The organism is Pseudomonas sp. S2_F03 (assembly GCF_054668335.1).
On the sequence record NZ_CP162759.1, the window covers coordinates 901,861 to 918,627 of the forward strand.

General features: G+C 61.5%; 9 protein-coding genes and 9 pseudogenes. 7 read left to right on the top strand and 11 right to left on the bottom strand.

What is annotated here, in order from left to right; all coding sequences use genetic code 11:
- Positions 1 to 23 precede the first annotated feature (23 nt).
- Positions 24 to 501: pseudogene (locus tag AB4N76_RS04290) on the top strand (methyl-accepting chemotaxis protein); the annotation flags it as partial.
- A 139-nt stretch (positions 502 to 640) separates the two neighbouring features.
- Here AB4N76_RS04290 and AB4N76_RS04295 read toward each other — a convergent pair.
- Positions 641 to 998: pseudogene (locus AB4N76_RS04295) on the bottom strand (DUF6124 family protein); the annotation flags it as partial.
- Between the two features lie 725 nt (positions 999 to 1,723).
- Between AB4N76_RS04295 and AB4N76_RS04300 the strand changes: the two are divergent.
- From AB4N76_RS04300 to AB4N76_RS04315, 4 genes and pseudogenes are all read left to right on the top strand, one after another.
- Positions 1,724 to 2,413 (top strand): amino acid permease, encoded by a 690-nt coding sequence (locus tag AB4N76_RS04300; protein ID WP_460164196.1) that lies wholly within the window; start codon positions 1,724 to 1,726, stop codon positions 2,411 to 2,413.
- Positions 2,410 to 2,691: pseudogene (locus AB4N76_RS04305) on the top strand (amino acid permease); the annotation flags it as partial. The gene AB4N76_RS04300 and the pseudogene AB4N76_RS04305, both read left to right, overlap by 4 nt.
- Positions 2,692 to 2,948: 257 nt before the next feature.
- A pseudogene (locus tag AB4N76_RS04310) lies at positions 2,949 to 4,231 on the top strand (aspartate aminotransferase family protein).
- A gap of 9 nt (positions 4,232 to 4,240) precedes the next feature.
- Positions 4,241 to 5,266: pseudogene (locus tag AB4N76_RS04315) on the top strand (phosphotransferase enzyme family protein).
- A gap of 206 nt (positions 5,267 to 5,472) precedes the next feature.
- Here the strand turns inward: AB4N76_RS04315 and AB4N76_RS04320 are convergent.
- Positions 5,473 to 5,902: pseudogene (locus tag AB4N76_RS04320) on the bottom strand (flavin reductase); the annotation flags it as partial.
- A 260-nt stretch (positions 5,903 to 6,162) separates the two neighbouring features.
- Here AB4N76_RS04320 and AB4N76_RS04325 point away from each other — a divergent pair.
- A pseudogene (locus AB4N76_RS04325) lies at positions 6,163 to 6,793 on the top strand (response regulator transcription factor).
- Positions 6,794 to 6,915: 122 nt separating this feature from the next.
- Here the strand turns inward: AB4N76_RS04325 and feaR are convergent.
- From feaR to AB4N76_RS04370, 9 genes and pseudogenes are all read right to left on the bottom strand, one after another.
- On the bottom strand, positions 6,916 to 7,833 hold the full coding sequence (feaR, locus tag AB4N76_RS04330; protein ID WP_077431734.1) for a transcriptional regulator FeaR: 918 nt from the start codon (positions 7,831 to 7,833) through the stop codon (positions 6,916 to 6,918).
- Between the two features lie 159 nt (positions 7,834 to 7,992).
- Positions 7,993 to 8,934: pseudogene (locus tag AB4N76_RS04335) on the bottom strand (PDR/VanB family oxidoreductase); the annotation flags it as partial.
- A 226-nt stretch (positions 8,935 to 9,160) separates the two neighbouring features.
- Positions 9,161 to 9,901 carry an SDR family NAD(P)-dependent oxidoreductase gene (locus AB4N76_RS04340; RefSeq protein WP_460164197.1) on the bottom strand — a complete coding sequence of 247 codons (741 nt, stop codon included), beginning with the start codon at positions 9,899 to 9,901 and terminating at the stop codon, positions 9,161 to 9,163.
- An 11-nt stretch (positions 9,902 to 9,912) separates the two neighbouring features.
- The gene (locus tag AB4N76_RS04345; RefSeq protein WP_046032709.1) at positions 9,913 to 10,413 is read right to left on the bottom strand and encodes an aromatic-ring-hydroxylating dioxygenase subunit beta; all 501 of its coding nucleotides are present in this window, start codon (positions 10,411 to 10,413) and stop codon (positions 9,913 to 9,915) included.
- Positions 10,410 to 11,693 carry an aromatic ring-hydroxylating oxygenase subunit alpha gene (locus tag AB4N76_RS04350; RefSeq protein ID WP_460164198.1) on the bottom strand — a complete coding sequence of 428 codons (1,284 nt, stop codon included), beginning with the start codon at positions 11,691 to 11,693 and terminating at the stop codon, positions 10,410 to 10,412. The genes AB4N76_RS04345 and AB4N76_RS04350 overlap by 4 nt, the downstream gene beginning before the upstream one ends.
- Before the next feature lie 20 nt (positions 11,694 to 11,713).
- Positions 11,714 to 12,862, bottom strand: coding sequence for an amidase (locus AB4N76_RS04355; protein ID WP_046032707.1), 1,149 nt, complete (start codon positions 12,860 to 12,862; stop codon positions 11,714 to 11,716).
- Positions 12,859 to 13,329: a nuclear transport factor 2 family protein gene (locus AB4N76_RS04360; protein WP_460164199.1), complete on the bottom strand. Its 471-nt coding sequence runs from the start codon at positions 13,327 to 13,329 to the stop codon at positions 12,859 to 12,861. The genes AB4N76_RS04355 and AB4N76_RS04360 overlap by 4 nt, the downstream gene beginning before the upstream one ends.
- A gap of 3 nt (positions 13,330 to 13,332) precedes the next feature.
- Positions 13,333 to 13,704: a hypothetical protein gene (locus tag AB4N76_RS04365; RefSeq protein ID WP_460164200.1), complete on the bottom strand. Its 372-nt coding sequence runs from the start codon at positions 13,702 to 13,704 to the stop codon at positions 13,333 to 13,335.
- A 26-nt stretch (positions 13,705 to 13,730) separates the two neighbouring features.
- Positions 13,731 to 14,894: an acyl-CoA dehydrogenase family protein gene (locus AB4N76_RS04370; protein ID WP_460164201.1), complete on the bottom strand. Its 1,164-nt coding sequence runs from the start codon at positions 14,892 to 14,894 to the stop codon at positions 13,731 to 13,733.
- A gap of 242 nt (positions 14,895 to 15,136) precedes the next feature.
- On the opposite strand from AB4N76_RS04370, the pseudogene AB4N76_RS04375 reads away from it, so the two are divergent.
- A pseudogene (locus tag AB4N76_RS04375) lies at positions 15,137 to 16,619 on the top strand (sensor histidine kinase).
- The last annotated feature ends 148 nt before the right edge of the window (positions 16,620 to 16,767 follow it).

The window sequence follows — 16,767 nt, forward strand, 5'->3', positions numbered from 1 at the left end:
AAGTGATCAAAGGCATCTCGCAGCAGACCAGCCTGCTGGCGCTCAACGCCGCGATCGAAGGCAGCACGCGCCGGTGAAGCCGGTCGCGGGTTTGCGGTGGTCGCCGACGAAGTGCGCAGCCTGGCCGGGCGCACCCAGACGTCAGCGGCGGAGATTCAGCAGATGATCGAAGAACTGCAAATCGGCGCCCGGGACTCGGTCACCACCATGACCGAGAGCCAACAGCACAGCGAGGAAAGCGTGAGCATCGCCAGCCTGGCCGGTAAACGCTTGAGCAGCGTGACGCAGCGCATCGGTGAGATCGACAACGTTAACCAATCAGTCGCCGCTGCTACGGAAGAGCAGACGTCAGTGGTCGAGGCGTTGAATGTCGACATCACCGAAATCAACACGTTGAACCAGCAAGGCGTGGAAAACCTGCACTCGACGTTGCAGGCTTGTACCGAGCTGGAGCGGCAGGCGGATCGGTTGAATCAGCTTGTGGGTAGTTTTCGGATCTGAGATGGGTGTCGCCTGACCCACCGCCATCGCGGGCAAGCCCGCTCCCACAGGTTTTGAGGTCATCACAAAATGACTGAACACTACAAAACCTGTGGGAGCGTGGCTCTGCCCGCGAAGAACGTGACGCGGTCTCTGATTGTTACTTCGGCACCTCAACGTTATCCATCATCCGGTTCGCCGCCAATTCCGCCAGCATGATGATCTGCTGAATCGCCATCGCCGTGTGCCGATGCGGTCCTTCCAGGTACCCCGCGAAATCGCTGGCCATGACACTGGCCTGGGCCAATGACTCACTGGTATGGGCGAGCAGGTCTTCGTCTCTGATATTCGGTGCGAGCATGAACATCGTGCTGGGTTTGCGGGTAGCGGGGTGATTTGAGGGCCGCGGGGTTGAGGTAGTCGATTCAGCGCGCGCTCGGCGGCATCGTGGAGTTTTTTGAATCGAGTGATTCGTAGGGGGATGCCGGATCTGGGTCTGGCGGGTTTGGCGTTACCCTTGAACATACTTACCTTCTTCCTTATCGGGCAGCCACGCCTCGCTACTAATACGAGGGGTGGCGGCTGTACGCAGGTTAGTAGACCGGGAAAAAAGGCAAAGCCGGCGCGCCCGAGGGCGCCCTGCGCACAACCACCATCAAATACAGGCATTGGAATACCTGTCTGACAGACACTTGTGCAGCCTTCAAACCCTCGGGCTACTAAACCCGATCACTGGGAATCAGTGACGGGAATCAAGTTACCGAGGGCGTCCGAAGCGCACAAGCCGGCGGATTCTGGCGTAGTCGTAGGTAATGGCGCAAGGTGCTGTGGCTTTCAGGAAGTAACCTTAAACGCCGTTAAACATGTGCTTCGATTTGAGGGCGCCATCGCGGGCAAGCCCGCTCCCACAGTGTGCGTGGTGCTCACTCATTTTGTGATCACCTCAAATCCTGTGGGAGCGGGCTTGCCCGCGATGAACGATAACGCGATCCCCCTGCCCTCCACCCAACTAAATCTGGCATCCACAAACAACCGGATGGCATCCACGCAAACAAGCCCCACCACCACCCCCGCGTAGTATCAAAACCGATCCCTTTTTTAACCCCCAAAAACAATAAATCGACCCCAGGGTCGCGGGAGACGCTTGTGCTTAAGAAAAGTGCGTTGGGCTGGCCAAAGATTGCCGGCCTCGGAATTGCGTTAGTGGTGGCCGGAGCAGTTCTCCGGCTGGAATTTCGGCTTGATGGCCGGCGGCTGGCTGAACATGCTGATCGCCACGTTGTTGATGGCCTTGCTGTGCGGCGGTCTGGCGTTGTGTGTGGCGGAGCTGTCCACCGCGTTGCCAAATGCCGGCGGTGTATTCGTCTATGCGCAAAACGCTTTCGGACCGTTCGTGGGTTACCTGGTCGGCGTCGCTTGCGCGCTGGCACTGACCATCGGCACCGGCGCGGCGGCGACGTTTATTTGCGCCTACACCGAGTCGATGTTCGGCCTCGGTGGCTGGCCGGTGAAAATCGCCCTGTTCGCGATCATCATCGGCATCCACATGCGCGGCGTCGGTGAGGCCATGGGCCTGACGATGATTGCCGGCGTGATCGCGGTCGTCGCCCTGCTGACCTTTGGCGTGGCCATGGCACCGCATGTCGAGTTGGCCAACCTGCTGACAATGCCAGCGGCCATCGCTGGGCCATCGATCAGCCTGGGCGGTATTTTCGCCTGTGTGCCGTTCGCGATCTGGTTGTTCATCACCGTCGAGCAAACCGGCTCGGCCGCCGAAGAAGCGCAAAACCCCGGGCGCAGCATGCCACGCGGAATTCTTGCCGCCATCGCCACGTTGCTGGTGACCGCATTGGTGGTGCTGGTGGTGCGCACCGGGCGCCGGTGGCGTTGGAGTTGGTCGGTTCGGCAGGCGACCCGCTGTACGCCGCGATGACCAGCACCAATGTCTACGGCGACGCTTCGTGGCTGGCCAAGGTGATTGGCTGCGGCGCGGTGTTCGGTTTGATCGCGACCTTCTTCTCGCTGATCTACGCCGCCTCGCGACAACTGTTTGCCATGGCCCGCGACGGCTTGTTCCCGCAGTGGTTGGGCAAAACCGGCAAGCGCGGCACGCCGTTCCCGGCATTGCTGTTGATCGGCGCCATCGGCCTGCCGCTGTCCGCCGTCGACCCGGCCACCGTGATGCTCGCGGTCGTGCTGCTGCTCAACGTTTGCTACCTGTTCATTTTCGGCGCCTACCTGCGCATCAAAAACAGTCAACCGGACCTGCCAGGCGCCGTTTTGCCTGGCCGGCGGCAAAGTGATCGCCTGGTTGGGCCTGGCCCTGACGCTGGTGGTGATCGCTGCCTGCTTCCAGCTCGACATGCTGATGCTGATCGCCCTCGCGGTGACCTTCGTGCTGAGCACTTTCAACTTCCTGCTGCGTGCCCGTCTGCAAGGCAACGCGCCACTGATCGAGACCCCAGACCATGCCTGAAGACACGCTCTTGCAGCGCCGCCATCGCGTACTCGGCAGCGCTTCACCATTGTTCTACGACAAGCCATTGCACCTGGTGCGCGGCGAAGGCGTCTGGCTGTATGACGTCGATGGTCAGCGCTACCTCGACGTCTACAACAACGTGCCCTGCGTCGGCCATTGCAACCCGCAGCGTGGTGGCGGCCATGCACCGCCAGGCCGAAACGCTGAACATCCACACGCGTTATCTGGATGAGCAAATCGTACGCTACGCCGAGCGCCTGACCGCAACCTTCAGCGACCCGCTGGACACCGCGATGTTCACCTGCACCGGCAGCGAAGCCAATGAGCTGGCGTTGCGCCTGGCACGCTTCGCCAGCGGCGGCACCGGCATTATCGTCAGCGATTACAACTACCACGGTAACTCGGCGTCGCTGGCCGAAGTCACCACCGCGTTGCCGTCACCGGAACCGTTCGGCGCGCATGCCCGCGCCGTGCCGATCCCGTGTCTTTATCACGCGCCCGCTGGCACCACTGAAGCGCAATTGGCGGAGCAATATGCCGCCAACATCAAAGCCGCCATCGCCTCGATGCAAGCCCAAGGCATTCGCCCTGCCGCGTTGCTGATCGACACCTTGTTTGCCAACGAAGGCTTGCCACGGGTGCCGGCAGGTTTCGTCAAAAAAGCCGCTGAGCTGATCCGTGCGGCGGGCGGCGCTGTTCATTGCCGACGAGGTGCAATCCGGGTTTGCGCGTACCGGCGAACACTTGTGGGGGCATCAGGCCCACGCTGTGGTGCCGGACATCGTTACCCTCGGCAAGCCGATGGGCAACGGTTATCCCCTGGCCGGGTTGATTACCCGCAAGGAGCTGGTCGAGTCGTTCGGTCGTAGCGCGATGTACTTCAACACCTTCGGCGGCTCGCCAGTGGCGGCGGCGGTTGGCATGGCGGTGCTCGATGTCATTGAAGAGCAACAGTTGCTGCGCAATGCGCACACCGTCGGCGCTTATGTACAACAACGCTTGCAGGTGCTCGCCAGCAAGCACTCGATCATTGGCGATGTGCGCGGCAAAGGGTTGTTCTTCGCCATGGAACTGGTGCGCGACCACGCCAGCAAAGAGCCCGCCGGGCTGGAGGCGCGGCGGGTGGTCAACCACATGCGTGAGCTGGGGGTGCTTATCAGCAAGATCGGCGCCGGCGACAACATTCTCAAACTACGGCCGCCGCTGGTGTTCAACCGCGAGCACGCCGACCTCTTCGTCGACACGCTGGACACCGCCCTGAGCGCTATCTGAGGCCATGCCATGACTGATTTCCACACCCTGAGCCACGACCAGCAAGTCGCCAAACTGCACGATCTGGCCCGGCACGCCCTGCAACAGTGGGACGGCGCCTTTGCCGAGATCGAACTGGTGAAATTCCGCGAGAACGCGGTGTTCTCGGCGCGCCGTGAGGACCTGGCCAACGGGTCGCCTTGCGCATCCACCGCAACGGCTATCACTGCGAAGCGGCGCTGCGTTCGGAGCTGCAATGGATGGAAGCGCTGGCCACGGCCGGCATTACCGTGCCGCAGATCATCCGCGCGCAAAACCAGCGCCACCTGGTCGAAGTGCTGCATGCCGACATCGGCGAACCGCGCCATGTCGACATGCTCGCCTGGCTGCCCGGCGCCGGCGGGCACCTCTGAAGCGGGCGTGCAGGCGGACACCGAAATCGACTTTTTGTTTGCCGAAGCCGGCGCCCTCGCCGCGCGTATTCATTTGCACGCGGCGGATTGGCAACAGCCGGACGAGTTTGTCCGGCATGCCTGGGATGAGGATGGCTTGATCGGCGCCAATCCGTTCTGGGGGCGGTTCTGGGACCTGGAACAGCTCAGCGTCGATCAACGTGAACTGCTGCAACAGGCCCGCCGCCGTGCGCGCAGCGACTTGCGTCGATACGGTCGACAGCTGGGCAACTTCGGCATGATCCACGCTGACCTGGTGCCAGAGAACCTGCTGATCGAAGGCGAGAACCTCGGTTGATTGACTTCGACGATGCGGGTTTTGGCTGGCACATGTTTGAACTGGCGACGGCGCTTTACTTCCTGCCTGGACGACCCGCGTTACTGAGCAGATCAAAGCGGCGTTGCTGGAGAGGTATCCACGCGGTCAAACCGCTGACGGACGCCGACCGGGGGACGCTGGCGCTGTTTCTGATGCTGCGCGGCTTCCACGTACCTGGGCTGGATTCATACCCGCAAAGGCACACCGACCGCGATCGAAATGGCACCGATGTTGATTGATCGGGCTTGCTTGTTGGCTCAGGAGTATCTGCAACAGGTGCGGTGACTGTTAGTCCGCCATCGCGGGCAAGCCCGCTCCCACAGTGGTCAGCGTGAACACCAAATTTGTGTATTGCGCAAAACCCTGTGGGAGCGTGGCTTGCCCGCGATGAACGATAACGCGGTGTATCAGCAATGCGCCCCGGCATGCTCAAGGCGATGAAACAACCGGTTGAAGTACACCAGGCTGTCCCTCTCCCCGCGCACACCGACATTCGACAGCTCAACAAACATCACCGAATGCGACCCGACTTCCTTGCATTCGGTGATCCGTCCTTCCAACTGCACCAACGCATCGCGCAGCAACGGCACGCCGGTGTCGCCTTCGTCCCACAGGTCCCAGGGCAAAACGTTCGGCCATCGACACTTTGGTCATGCCGGCGAAGTGTCGGGCCAGTTCTTCCTGCTCGCCACACAGCACGTTGACGCACAAGTGGCCGTTGGTGCGGAACACATCGTGGGTGGCGCTGTTGCGGTTCACACAGACCAGCACGGTCGGTGGCGAGTCGGTGACCGAGCACACGGCGCTGGCGGTGATGCCGCATTGTCCGCCGGGGCCGTTGGTGGTGATGATGTTCACCGCAGCAGGCAGCTGCGCCATGGCGTTGCGAAAGTCGATTTGCTGCTGGCTCAGGTCGGCCATGTCGATGCCCCTTCCTTCAGGAGGACCGTCGTTGCGCGGCCCCTTGTTGTTGGAACAAGATTAAGGCCCGGCGCGGCGCGCGACCATTCTGACGATCCCCATGGCGAGGTAGGCTTTCCGCTAGTCGACTAGGTGGTTTCTTTATCGTCAGGGCCCACGGCAGTGAAGTATTCTGCTACTAAGCTCCGTGATGAGCTGATGTCCGCCGCAGCGTGCACGCGTGCGAAAACAATAATTAGAAATTCTCGTGGCAGTCCCAGATGGAAACCCGCAAACCGATTGTGTATATCGTCGATGACGACAAAGACCTGCGCACCTCATTGGCGTGGTTGCTGGAGTCGGTCAGTGTGCAGGCGCAATGCTTTGCCGGCGCTGAAAGAGTTCCTGAGCCAGTACGACCCCAAGCAACCGGCGTGTCTGGTGCTGGACGTGCGCATGCCGGAAACCAGCGGCTTTCAGTTGCAGGAAATCCTCAACCAGCGTGGCAGCACCCTGCCGACGATTTTCGTGTCGGCCCATGGCGACATTCCGATGTCGGTCACGGCGATGAAAAACGGAGCGCTGGATTTCGTCGAGAAGCCCTACAACCCGCAGCAGATGATCGACCGCATTCAGGCGGCGCTGAAGACCGCCGTGCATGCCCAGGCCGATCAGGAGCAACGTCAGAACCTGCAAGGCAAACTGGCATTGCTCACGAGTCGCGAACGGGAAGTGTTGATGCTGGTGATCGATGGCAAGGCCAGCAAGGTAATCGCCCGCGAGCTGAACATCAGCGTCAAAACCGTTGATGTGCACCGCACCAAGATCAAGGAAAAGATGGGCGTGAGCAGCATTGCGATGCTGGTGCGCGAGGTGTTGCATTTGCCGGTGGATGAACCTGCCCGGCACTGAGCCTGGATCTTCGGCGGTCTTCAAGCCGCCATCGCGGGCAAGCCCGCTCCCACAGTTGATTTGTGGCGTTCACAAAATCACTGTGGGAGCGGGCTTGCCCGCGATGAAGTCGTCACAATTAGTCAGTGACTGTAGCGCTTGCGATATTCACCTGGTGACACGCCAAAGCGCGACTTGAACGCTGAGGAAAAGTAGCTCGAATCCGAGAATCCCCACGCGTAGCACAGCGCCGACAGCTTCTGCTCGACATCCGAACGGCGCAGGTTTTCGGCGCAGAAATCCAGGCGTCGATGCTTGATGTATTGCGCCACCACCAGACCACGCTTGGAAAACATCCGGTACAGCCCGCGCACCGAAATCCCCACCTCACGGGCAATCAGCTCCGGGCACAGTTCTTCAGCACTGATGTGTTCGTCGATGTAAGCGATGGTTTTACGAAATTGCCGCTCGTGGGCATCCACGCTGGCATCGCGAGCGCTGATACCCGGCAACAACAGGCTGACCAGCGCGTCGAGCACCGCTTCGCTTTCCTGCATGTCCAGGCTTTGATGCTGCCGCGTTTCCAGGACCATGCGGTTGGCCAGCGCAGCCAGTGGCGTGGTGGCCGCAATGCGCGTGGCGCAGTTGAGCGCGTTGAAGTGCGAACCGCGCTGCACCACCTGGCGCGGCAAAATCAGTGACAACTGCCGGGAGTCTTCGTTGTAGGTCATGTCACTGGGCTGGCAGGCGTCGATCAGCGCAATGTCACCACAGCCCAATTGGGCGCGGTTGTCACCCTGTTCGAGTTGCGAGCTGCCGCGCAGTTGGAACACTGCGTAGTAGTGGCCGTCGCTGCTGGTGCTGACGTCTTTGCTGGTGCGATACAAATGCACGTGGGCCATGTCGACCACGCTGAGGTTGATCGCGCCGCTGCGAAACTCCGCCAGTTCACCGTAGAAATTCGTGTCCAGTGCGCGGGCGTCGAAGCGCCCACAGGCCTGATTGACCTGACTTAACCAACTTTCAAATGCATCGTTGCGCAGTGCCGATGAAGTAATCATGACCGCAAGGCCTCACGTCAGTTTTATTGTTATTTTTCGACCGCTTCGTCGAGCGGTTCGATGAATACCGGTTTCGTGACCGTCGCCTCCTCAGACGGTCGTGGGGCGTCGATTTAATCGACTCCCACGCAATGTTTCCAGGGATTTGCGCTTACAGGTCAATACCAGACGAGCGGACAACGCTCGTGAAACGCAGGCACAAATTTGCTTGTTGCCCGCTTTTTCTTTGCTCGACAAGCAGTTATCCCGGTGTTCCGGCACCCCGTCCAGGACCTCGACGATGCACGTGCCGCAGATACCTTCGCGACACTCGGTGTCGATGTCGCAACCGTGGGCCTGGAGTACGTCGACCAGGCTGGTATTGGCCGGAATCTGCAGCACCACGCCGGAGCTGGCCAGTTCCACTTCAAAACCGCCGCTCGGGCCGGCATTGGCGGCAGGGTCGGCCTGGAAATGCTCCAGGTGAATCGCGTCTTCGCTACGGCTGCGGGCGGCCACTTCCACCACTTTGTTCATGAACGGCGCCGGGCCGCAGGTGTAGACGTGGGCATCGCTGCCGGCCTGGTTCAGGCTTTGCGTCAATGCAGCGTCCATGTCACCCGGCTCGACGCCGTAATGGAACTGAACGTGATCGGCAAAGGTGCTGGCCAACAATTCGGAAAATGCCGCGTACTGCGGCGAGCGGGCGAAGTAATGCAAACGATACGGTTGACCACTTTCTGCCAGTCGATAGGCCATGCTCAACAGCGGCGTGACGCCGATACCGGCGGCGAACAGCACGTGCTCGGTGGCGGTCGGGTCGAGGCGGAACAGGTTGCGCAGGGCACCCATTTCCAGCTCCATGCCCTCTTCCACCTGCTCGTGCAGGGCCGCGGAACCACCGCGCGATTGCGCTTCTTTCTTGACCGCCACCAGATACGCACGGCGATCCTGCGGCGGACTGCACAGCGAATACTGACGAGTCACGCCGGTCGGCCCGGTCAGGTCGACATGCGCCCCCGGTTCATAAGCGTCGAGCGGCTGACCATCACTGCGCACGAGGCGAAAGGAACGGATATCCAGCGCTTCGTCGACGATCCTTTCGATCCTCACTTTCATCATTGCATCACCTGAATTCGGTTGATTTTGTTAAATGAGCAGCCCTGTAGCAGCTGTCGAGCACCGCGAGGCTGCGTTCGGCTCGGTCCGCGCTCGGGCGAAGCAGCCGTCAATCCTGAAAACGCGATCTTCCTGAAACACCGCATCGCCTGATTTCACGACTGCCTTGCAGCCGAACGCAGCCTCGCGCTGCTCGACAGCTGCTACATAAGCTGCGTCGAACGCTTTTTCAGCGCATGAACAACCTGCCATTGATGTCCCAGCACGCGCCGGTTACGGAGGCGGCGTGGTCGGCGACCAACAGCAAGACGCTGTCGGCGATGTATTCGGGGGCGCCAAGGGTGCCGGCCGGGATCACCTTCAGAATCTGCTCCAGACGCTCCGGGGCCACGGTTTCGTGCACGATCGGCAAGTCCAGTGGTCCTGGCGAAATGCTGTTGACCGTCACCCCTTGTGGCGCCAGTTCGCGGGCGAATACTTTGGTCAGGGTCGCCACGCCGCCCTTGGCCGCCGCGTAATGCGCGCCGGTGGCGGTGCCGCCGTTCTGCCCGGCCAGCGAGGCGATGTTGACGATGCGACCAAAGCCGCGCTCGGCAAAGTGCGCGCCGAACACCTGGCAAGCCACGAACGTGCCGCGCAGGTTGATCGCCATCGACTCATCGAACTCTTCGGGCGTGATGTCCATCAGCGCGGCCACTTTCGATTGACCGGCGTTGTTCACCAGAATGTCGGTGCCGCCCCAACGCTCGGCGAGCAGATCGCGGGCACGGACAAAGTCGGCCTTGTTACGCACATCCAGTTCGACGGCGACGGCACTCGCGCCGCTGCTATCAAGCTCCGCCGCCAACCGCTGCACGCCATCAAGGCGCACGTCGGCCAGGGCCACGCGATAACCCGCCGCGTGCAAGCGACGGGCGATGCATTCGCCGAGACCGCGCGAAGCGCCGGTCACCAGGGCTACTCGGTTCATGGTGTTGGCCCTCACAGCAGGAAGCCGAGCGCGCTCAGGCTGTCGGTGGAGTTGATCAGGCGCACGACCTTGCGCTCCAGTTTCGCCACACCGTCGGTGAAGCGAATCCGGTGGTTGAGGTCGGCCACGAACGGTGTGTGCACGCCGCGTTTGTAGGCGTACAGCACCTGCGCCGAATTCACTTCAACCAGATCCCCCGCCGCTTCCACCAGACGGAAACGCGAGACCGAGCGAATGGTTTTCGCCGCGTCCACCGCCGACGGCGAGTAGCCCGCAGTCAGGCGTTCGATGCGCAGGTCACGCATGCGCGCATCGTCATAGGCGTAGTTGAGGGTCGCTTCGAAGTCTTCGGTGTCCGGGTCGATCGGCACGATGTACTTGCCGCTTTCGCTCCACAGGGTCGCCCATTCGGCGTAGTTCTTGTGGTCGAGCAGTTCGGCTTCGCGCCAGATGAATTCGATGGCCTGGGCCAACGGGCCGGAAAAACCGTTCAGGGTGTCGTGATTGCTCATTGGCTCATCATCCTTTTCCACATGTCGTAGGCACCGCGCATGCCGCCTTCATCGGTGGCGTGGCTGACCTTGTCGCCGTTTTCAGCGATGATTTCGCGGTTCAAGCCGCGGTTGACCAGGATTGGCGCATCGACGCCGGCGTACGAGCCGCGCTGCACGCGGTCCCAGGCCTCGGCATCGTCGGGGCTGCCGAAACCGAACGGGCCCTGGAAGTGTTCGTGAATACGCATGCGTTCGCGGTTGGCGATTTCCGGGCCACCGTCCATGCCGAGGGCGACGTGGCGGATCTCGGTTTCGGTGACCGATACCGGACGCAGCACGCGGAAGAACGACATCGACATCGCCACGTTCGGGAACAGGTTCAAGTTGAACCCGGCGCCGTGCAGCGAGCGCACGATGCGGCGCACTTGATCCGCCGGCAGGGTTTTCGACAGTTCTTCAGTCACATGCGCAAAGCGCTCTTGCAGCTGTTCGGTGCCGTCGTCGTGATCGAGATCGACGTGTTCCGGCACCATCACCATCACGCTGTGGCCGTTGCCCAGCGAATGGGTTACGGCGTGTTCGTCGGTCATGAACGAGAGCATTTCCGAGGTTTCTTCATCCACCGACGACATGAACGACTTGTGCACGATCGGGAAGTGGTAGCCGTCAGTGGTGTTTTCCAGCTGGATCTTCCAGTTGCCCTTGAAGCTGAACTTGTGTTCGCCCTGGGTTTTGATCGGGTAGCCGGCGCCCTGTTTCATGAACAGGTCCATCCAGTGTTTGGCGCCGCCGAGGAAGTCTTCCAGCGGTTCGATCTCGTCGTTGTAACTGGCGAAAACCATACCGGCGTAGCGTTCAACGCGCAGGCTGGTCAGCGGCAGTTCGGACTTTTCCAGAATGCCTTCGTAGCCGTCCGGGTACGGCAGCGCGCGCAGTTTGCCGTCCAGGCCATAGGACCAGCTGTGGTACGGGCAGGTGAAACCGGTGGCGTTGCCTTTGTGTTTTTCGCACACTGTGGCGCCACGGTGCCGGCAACGGTTTTCAAGAACATTGATGTTGTTCTTCTTGTCGCGCACGACAATCACCGGGCGACGGCCGATGGTGGCGGTCTTGAAGTCGCCGCTGTTGCGCACTTCGCTTTCGTGGGCGACCCACACCCAGGTGCGGTAGAAAATCTTTTCCAGCTCGGCTTCGAACAGCGCCGGGTCGTTGTACAGCGAGACGTCGACGCGGTCGTGCTCGACCAGTTCGTCAGGGCTTTTCGACGTAGCGATCAGCCGGTATTCATGAGTGCTCATGCGGTTCTCCTCATGGCTTTTTATGACTTCTTGTTAGGGATCGACCGTTCACCGGTCATGCTCTGTTGCAACTGCGCACCAAAGGCGCAGACCACTTCGTCCTGACCTTTGCGGCCAACAATTTGCAGGCCGACTTTCAGCCCGCCGCAATCGAGTTCCACCGGCACCGTCAGCGCCGGATGGCCGCTGAGGTTGAATGGCCGTACCAGCGGCGTCATGCCGGCCACGGCTTTGCTCGCGCTGCGGGCTTCGACCAGTGTCGGCGGCAAACCCGGCATCGTCGGCAATAGCAGCACTTCAACGTTTTCCAGCGCGGCATCCACCTGCCGGGTGAAGCGCTCACGGACCTTTTCGGCTTCTGCCAGTTCGGCAGCGCTGGTGCGGCTGGCGGCCAGCAGACGCAGTTCGACGTCCGCACCGATCAAGCCTTGACCGGTGAGGTGGCCGAACGCGGCCCAGTTTTCAAAATTGATCACGGTCAGGCCGGCGGCAAATGCGGCGTCGAATTCACTCAGTTGCACGGTGCTGCGGCGCCAACCGGCACGGTCGGCAGCAGCGCCCAGACACGCTTGCAAATGCGGATCGCAGGCGACATCGAGAAAGCCCACCGAGGCGTTGGCCGATGGCAAACCCTGAGCCTGAAAGCCAGGGCAGATCACTTGCATCGCAGCGATCAAATCCGCCATGTCCGCCGCGAAGGGGCCCACGCAATCGAGGCTGGATTCAGCCGGATGCGCACCGACCCGACTGACACGGCCATAGGTCGGTTTCAACCCGGCAATGCCGCAGCACGCTGCCGGTACACGTACCGAACCACCCGTGTCGGAGCCGATGGCGATGTCTGCCAGCCCGGCCGCGACGGCTGCCGCCGAACCGCTGGAAGAACCACCGGGCACGCGGTCCGGCGCTTGCGGATTAATCGGAGTGCCGGTCCAGTCGTTGATGCCGGTGACGCCAAACGCCAGCTCGTGCATGTTGGTCTTGCCGACGATTTGCCAGCCTGCCGCGAGGATCGCATCGACCACCTCGGCGTTTTTCAGGGCCGGCAAAGCGCGAGCAAAGGCGCGGCTGCCGGATTGGGTCGGGTGGCCGGCAATGTCGATGGAATCCTTGATCGCGACCCGCTTGCCGCTGCCACCGAGTAGAAATTCGCTGATAAACGTACTCATGCGCCCAGCACCGTGTTGAACAAACGTTGTGTGCGGAAATGCGCGATCAGCCAGACACCGTCGACGCGCTGGAAATCGATGTTCAAGCGCGTGCCGAACAATTCGCTGCGGCCATCGGCATAGGTTGAAATCTGCTGCATGATCCACTGCCCTTGGGCCGTGCTGCCGTCGACCACAATCGACTCGCTGGTGAGGTAATGCAGGTTCAGCGCAAAGTGTTCAGACGGCGGCAAGTAGCTGCCGACAAACGCCGCCACGGCGTCACGCCCGCGATGCTGGCCAAAGGTCTGCGCCGTCTGGCTGCCGATGCCTTCCCAGATCGCGTCTGCGCTGAACAACTCAGCCAGTTCACGCACCTGCGTCGGTGCCCTCGGCACATCGCACAGGTCCATGTAGCGCGCCATCAAGCGGCGCACCTGGCTCTCCCCTTCCAGCGTTTCAAGACGCTGCAGCACGGCCTCGTTCATGGTTTAAACCTTGGCTGCATCAGGAATGGTCAGTGGGCGGCCGATGCGCGCTTCGACCTTGGCGTAGCGCCACAGGCTGTATTCGTTCACCGGCGTAGTGCGGAACAGGTTGCAGGCGTCGATCACCGTTTGATGGCAGTCGACGTCGGCCATGATGTAGACGGTCCACGGCGAGGTGGTGGACGGACCGACCATCAAGCGGTCATCGTCCATCGCGCCCAGCACGGTGATACCCGGCAGGGCGCCGAGCGAGCCCATCATCTGGCTGAAGCCTTTCCACACGCTCAGGCCTTCGCCGGTTGGCAGGTCGAAAAAGTTCTGGGTGATGCCGATGCAAAAGACGACGCGCAGGGGTTCTTGAGTGGCTTGGGACATGGGACTTGATCCTTGAAAGAGAGGGTTCAGATGTAGCCAGGGAATGGCGGCACGCCGAGGAACACCGAACCGGCGCCGTCGTACAGGCCTTCACTGAGAAATGCGTGCTGGGTGACCACCATCGAATCGCGCAGGTAGCGCTGCAATGGATGGCGCAGATAAATGGCGGTGGTGCCGGCCAGGCTGTATGCGCTCTGCACCACGGCCGCACCGGCCTGGGACACGTGAATGGCGGACAGGCGCAGCAGGCTGGTTTGCTCTGGCGTGACCGGGTTGCCGGCGAGGATCGAGTTCCACACCTGCTCGGTGGCGTTGTAGAAGAACCCGCGTGCGGCGGCCAGTTGCGCTTCGGCCTTGGCGATTTCAATCCGCACGTAAGCGCGGTCGGCCATCTTCGGCGCGCCAGTGATGCCGCTGCCGGCGGCCATGCTGCTGACTTCGTCGAGGGCGGCGCGGGCCAGACCGAGGTTGACCACGGCCAGCACTTGCGCAGCGTAGGCAATCGAGGGATAGCGGAACAACGGCTCGTCGATGGTGGCAGCACCGCCACGGATGAAGGTCCAGCGCTCATCGACGTGTTTGTCGGTGACGCGCAGGTCGTGGCTACCGGTGCCTTTGAGGCCGACCACGTCCCAGTTCTCGATGATGTCGACCTGGTCCGCACGGAACACAGCGGTGCGTGGTTTGCCGCCGGCCGCGCCAATGCCGACACCGAGCAGGTCGGCGCCTTTGCAGCCGCTGGCGAATTTCCAGGTGCCGTTGACCTGCCAGCCGCCATCAACCGCTTCCGCCGGTTGCAACGGGAACAGGCCGCCGGCGAACACCAGATCAGGACTGTCCGCGTAGATTTCAGCGAGGGTTTCTGGCGGCAACGCAGCGAGATAAACACCGGCACTGCCGAAGCTCGCCACCCAGCCGGCGGACCCGTCGGCTTCAGAAATGCGTTCGATCATCTGCAGGAACAGCGCGGGGGCCAGCGCATCGCCGCCGAAGCATTTCGGCGTGGCGGCGCGGTAGATGCCCACTTGCTTGAAGCGTTCGATCATGTCCCGCGGTACATGGGAGCCGGCGTCGAATTCATCGCGACGTTGGCGCACTTCATCCAGCACCGCCTGAAATTCCTGGCAGTGGACGCTGGTGTCGTCGACGCCTGGCAGAGGGTCTTTCTGCGCGGTAGCTGAACGCAGCATGGGCTTCTTCTCCGTTGACTTGTTATTAGACGGAGCCTGCCTCGGGGCGAGGCGACCGTTGATGGGTTCAGTGTAAAAACCGCATCCGCTCGCCACTATTGGTGCGTGTAGCCTCCCTGCTAAAGAAAACCCCTAGGCCCAGGCGGGTTACCTCTGAGCGCATCCCGAAGCGCAAGCCGGTAATAAAACGCCATACTTCTACCTCACCCGTAGTGGACCCCTCCGTCGTCAAGGGCTGCGCGATGTACCTGCCAAAACCGAATGACTTCTACACCCTCATCGAAGCCATGCCGTTGTGCATCATTCTTCACGACGCGCAGAGCAAGGAAATCTTGTGGGCCAACGCCGCGGCCCTGGCGGCGCTCGGCTTTACCCTGGAAGAACTGACGCCGCTCAAGGCCCCGGACATGACCCGCAATGAGCCCAAATACCGGCGCTCGGTGGGTTTGCGTTGGCTCGAAGGCGCCGCGCGCACGGGTCAGCGCGCCATCGAGGTGGTGTTATCGCTCAAGCAAGGCGTGGAGATTCTCTCCGAGGCGGTGGCGACGCTGGTGCACCTGGAAGGTCGCGATGTACTGATGGTGCAGTTCCGCGACATTTCCAAGGAAGACCGGGTCAAGCGCGACCTCAAGCGCTTCGAAAGTCGCCTCAAGGCTTTTATGCAGGACCTGGCCGAAGGGGTGGCGGTGCTCGGGCCGGACGGTGAGATTCGTTTTATCAGCGACTCCGGTGCGCACTTGCTGCACAGCGAGGAGCCGGCGCTGATCGGTGAAAATTTCCCTGACCTGGTGCGACGACGATTCGCACCAGCGCCTGTTGCAACAGTTGGCCGGCGAGACACCCGAGCACGCGCCCTTCAGCGTCCACTACCACGTGCAGCGACGTGACGGTGAATGGCGCTGGCATGAGGCAACGTGTCGTTTTATTGAAATTGAAGATGATCTGGTCGGGCATCTGCTGCTGTTTCGCGACGTCACCGAACAGGTGCAAGCCGAAGAAGCGCGGCGGGTTAGTGAGCAAAAGCTTGAATACCTGGCGCGCTATAACGCCATGGGCGAAATGGCCGTGGCGATTGCCCATGAGTTGAGTCAACCGTTGGCGGCCACGCGCAACTTCATCGAAGGCGCGGTGATCCGTCTGGGCCATGCTGACACCACCGAGCAAGGCGTGGCCTGGGGTTTGCAGAACGCGGTGCGGCAAATCGAGCATGCGTCGGTGATCATCAAGAGCGTGCGTGAATACGTGGTCAAGCTGGAGCAATCCGAAGAGCTGATCGACCTCAATGAGCTGCTACGCGATTCCCAGTATTTCATCAGCCTGCGTGCCGACCCGAGCCTGATCCGCGTGGAAATCGTCACCAGCCCCGAACCGCTGCTGGTGAGCTGCGAGAAGGTGCTGATCGGTCAGGTCATTCTCAACCTGGCCTTCAACGCGATTGAAGAAATGGCCGACCTGCCCGTCGAACGCCGGGTGCTGCGCATTCATGCCAGCGCCGACAACGAGGTTGCGTTGGTGCGCATTGAAGACTGTGGTCGCGGCATCCAGGCCCAGGCGCAAGAGAAACTCTTCGACGGGTTCTTCTCGTCCAAGGTCAGCGGCAACGGCATTGGCCTGGCACTGTGCAAAAACATCATCGGCCGCCATCGCGGGGATATCTGGGCGCAAAACCTGGAGCCTTGCGGCGCGGTGTTTACCTTCTCCCTTCCCCTCGCGAACCTCGCCTGACACCCAAATCCCACGCCGGCCTGTAGCAGCTGCCGAAGGCTGCGTCCGGCTGCGCAGCAGTCGTAAAACCAGAGCGCGCGGTGTGTCAGAGGGACCGTGTCATCAGGGTTTACGACTGCTTCGCAGCCGGACGCAGCTTTCGGCAGCT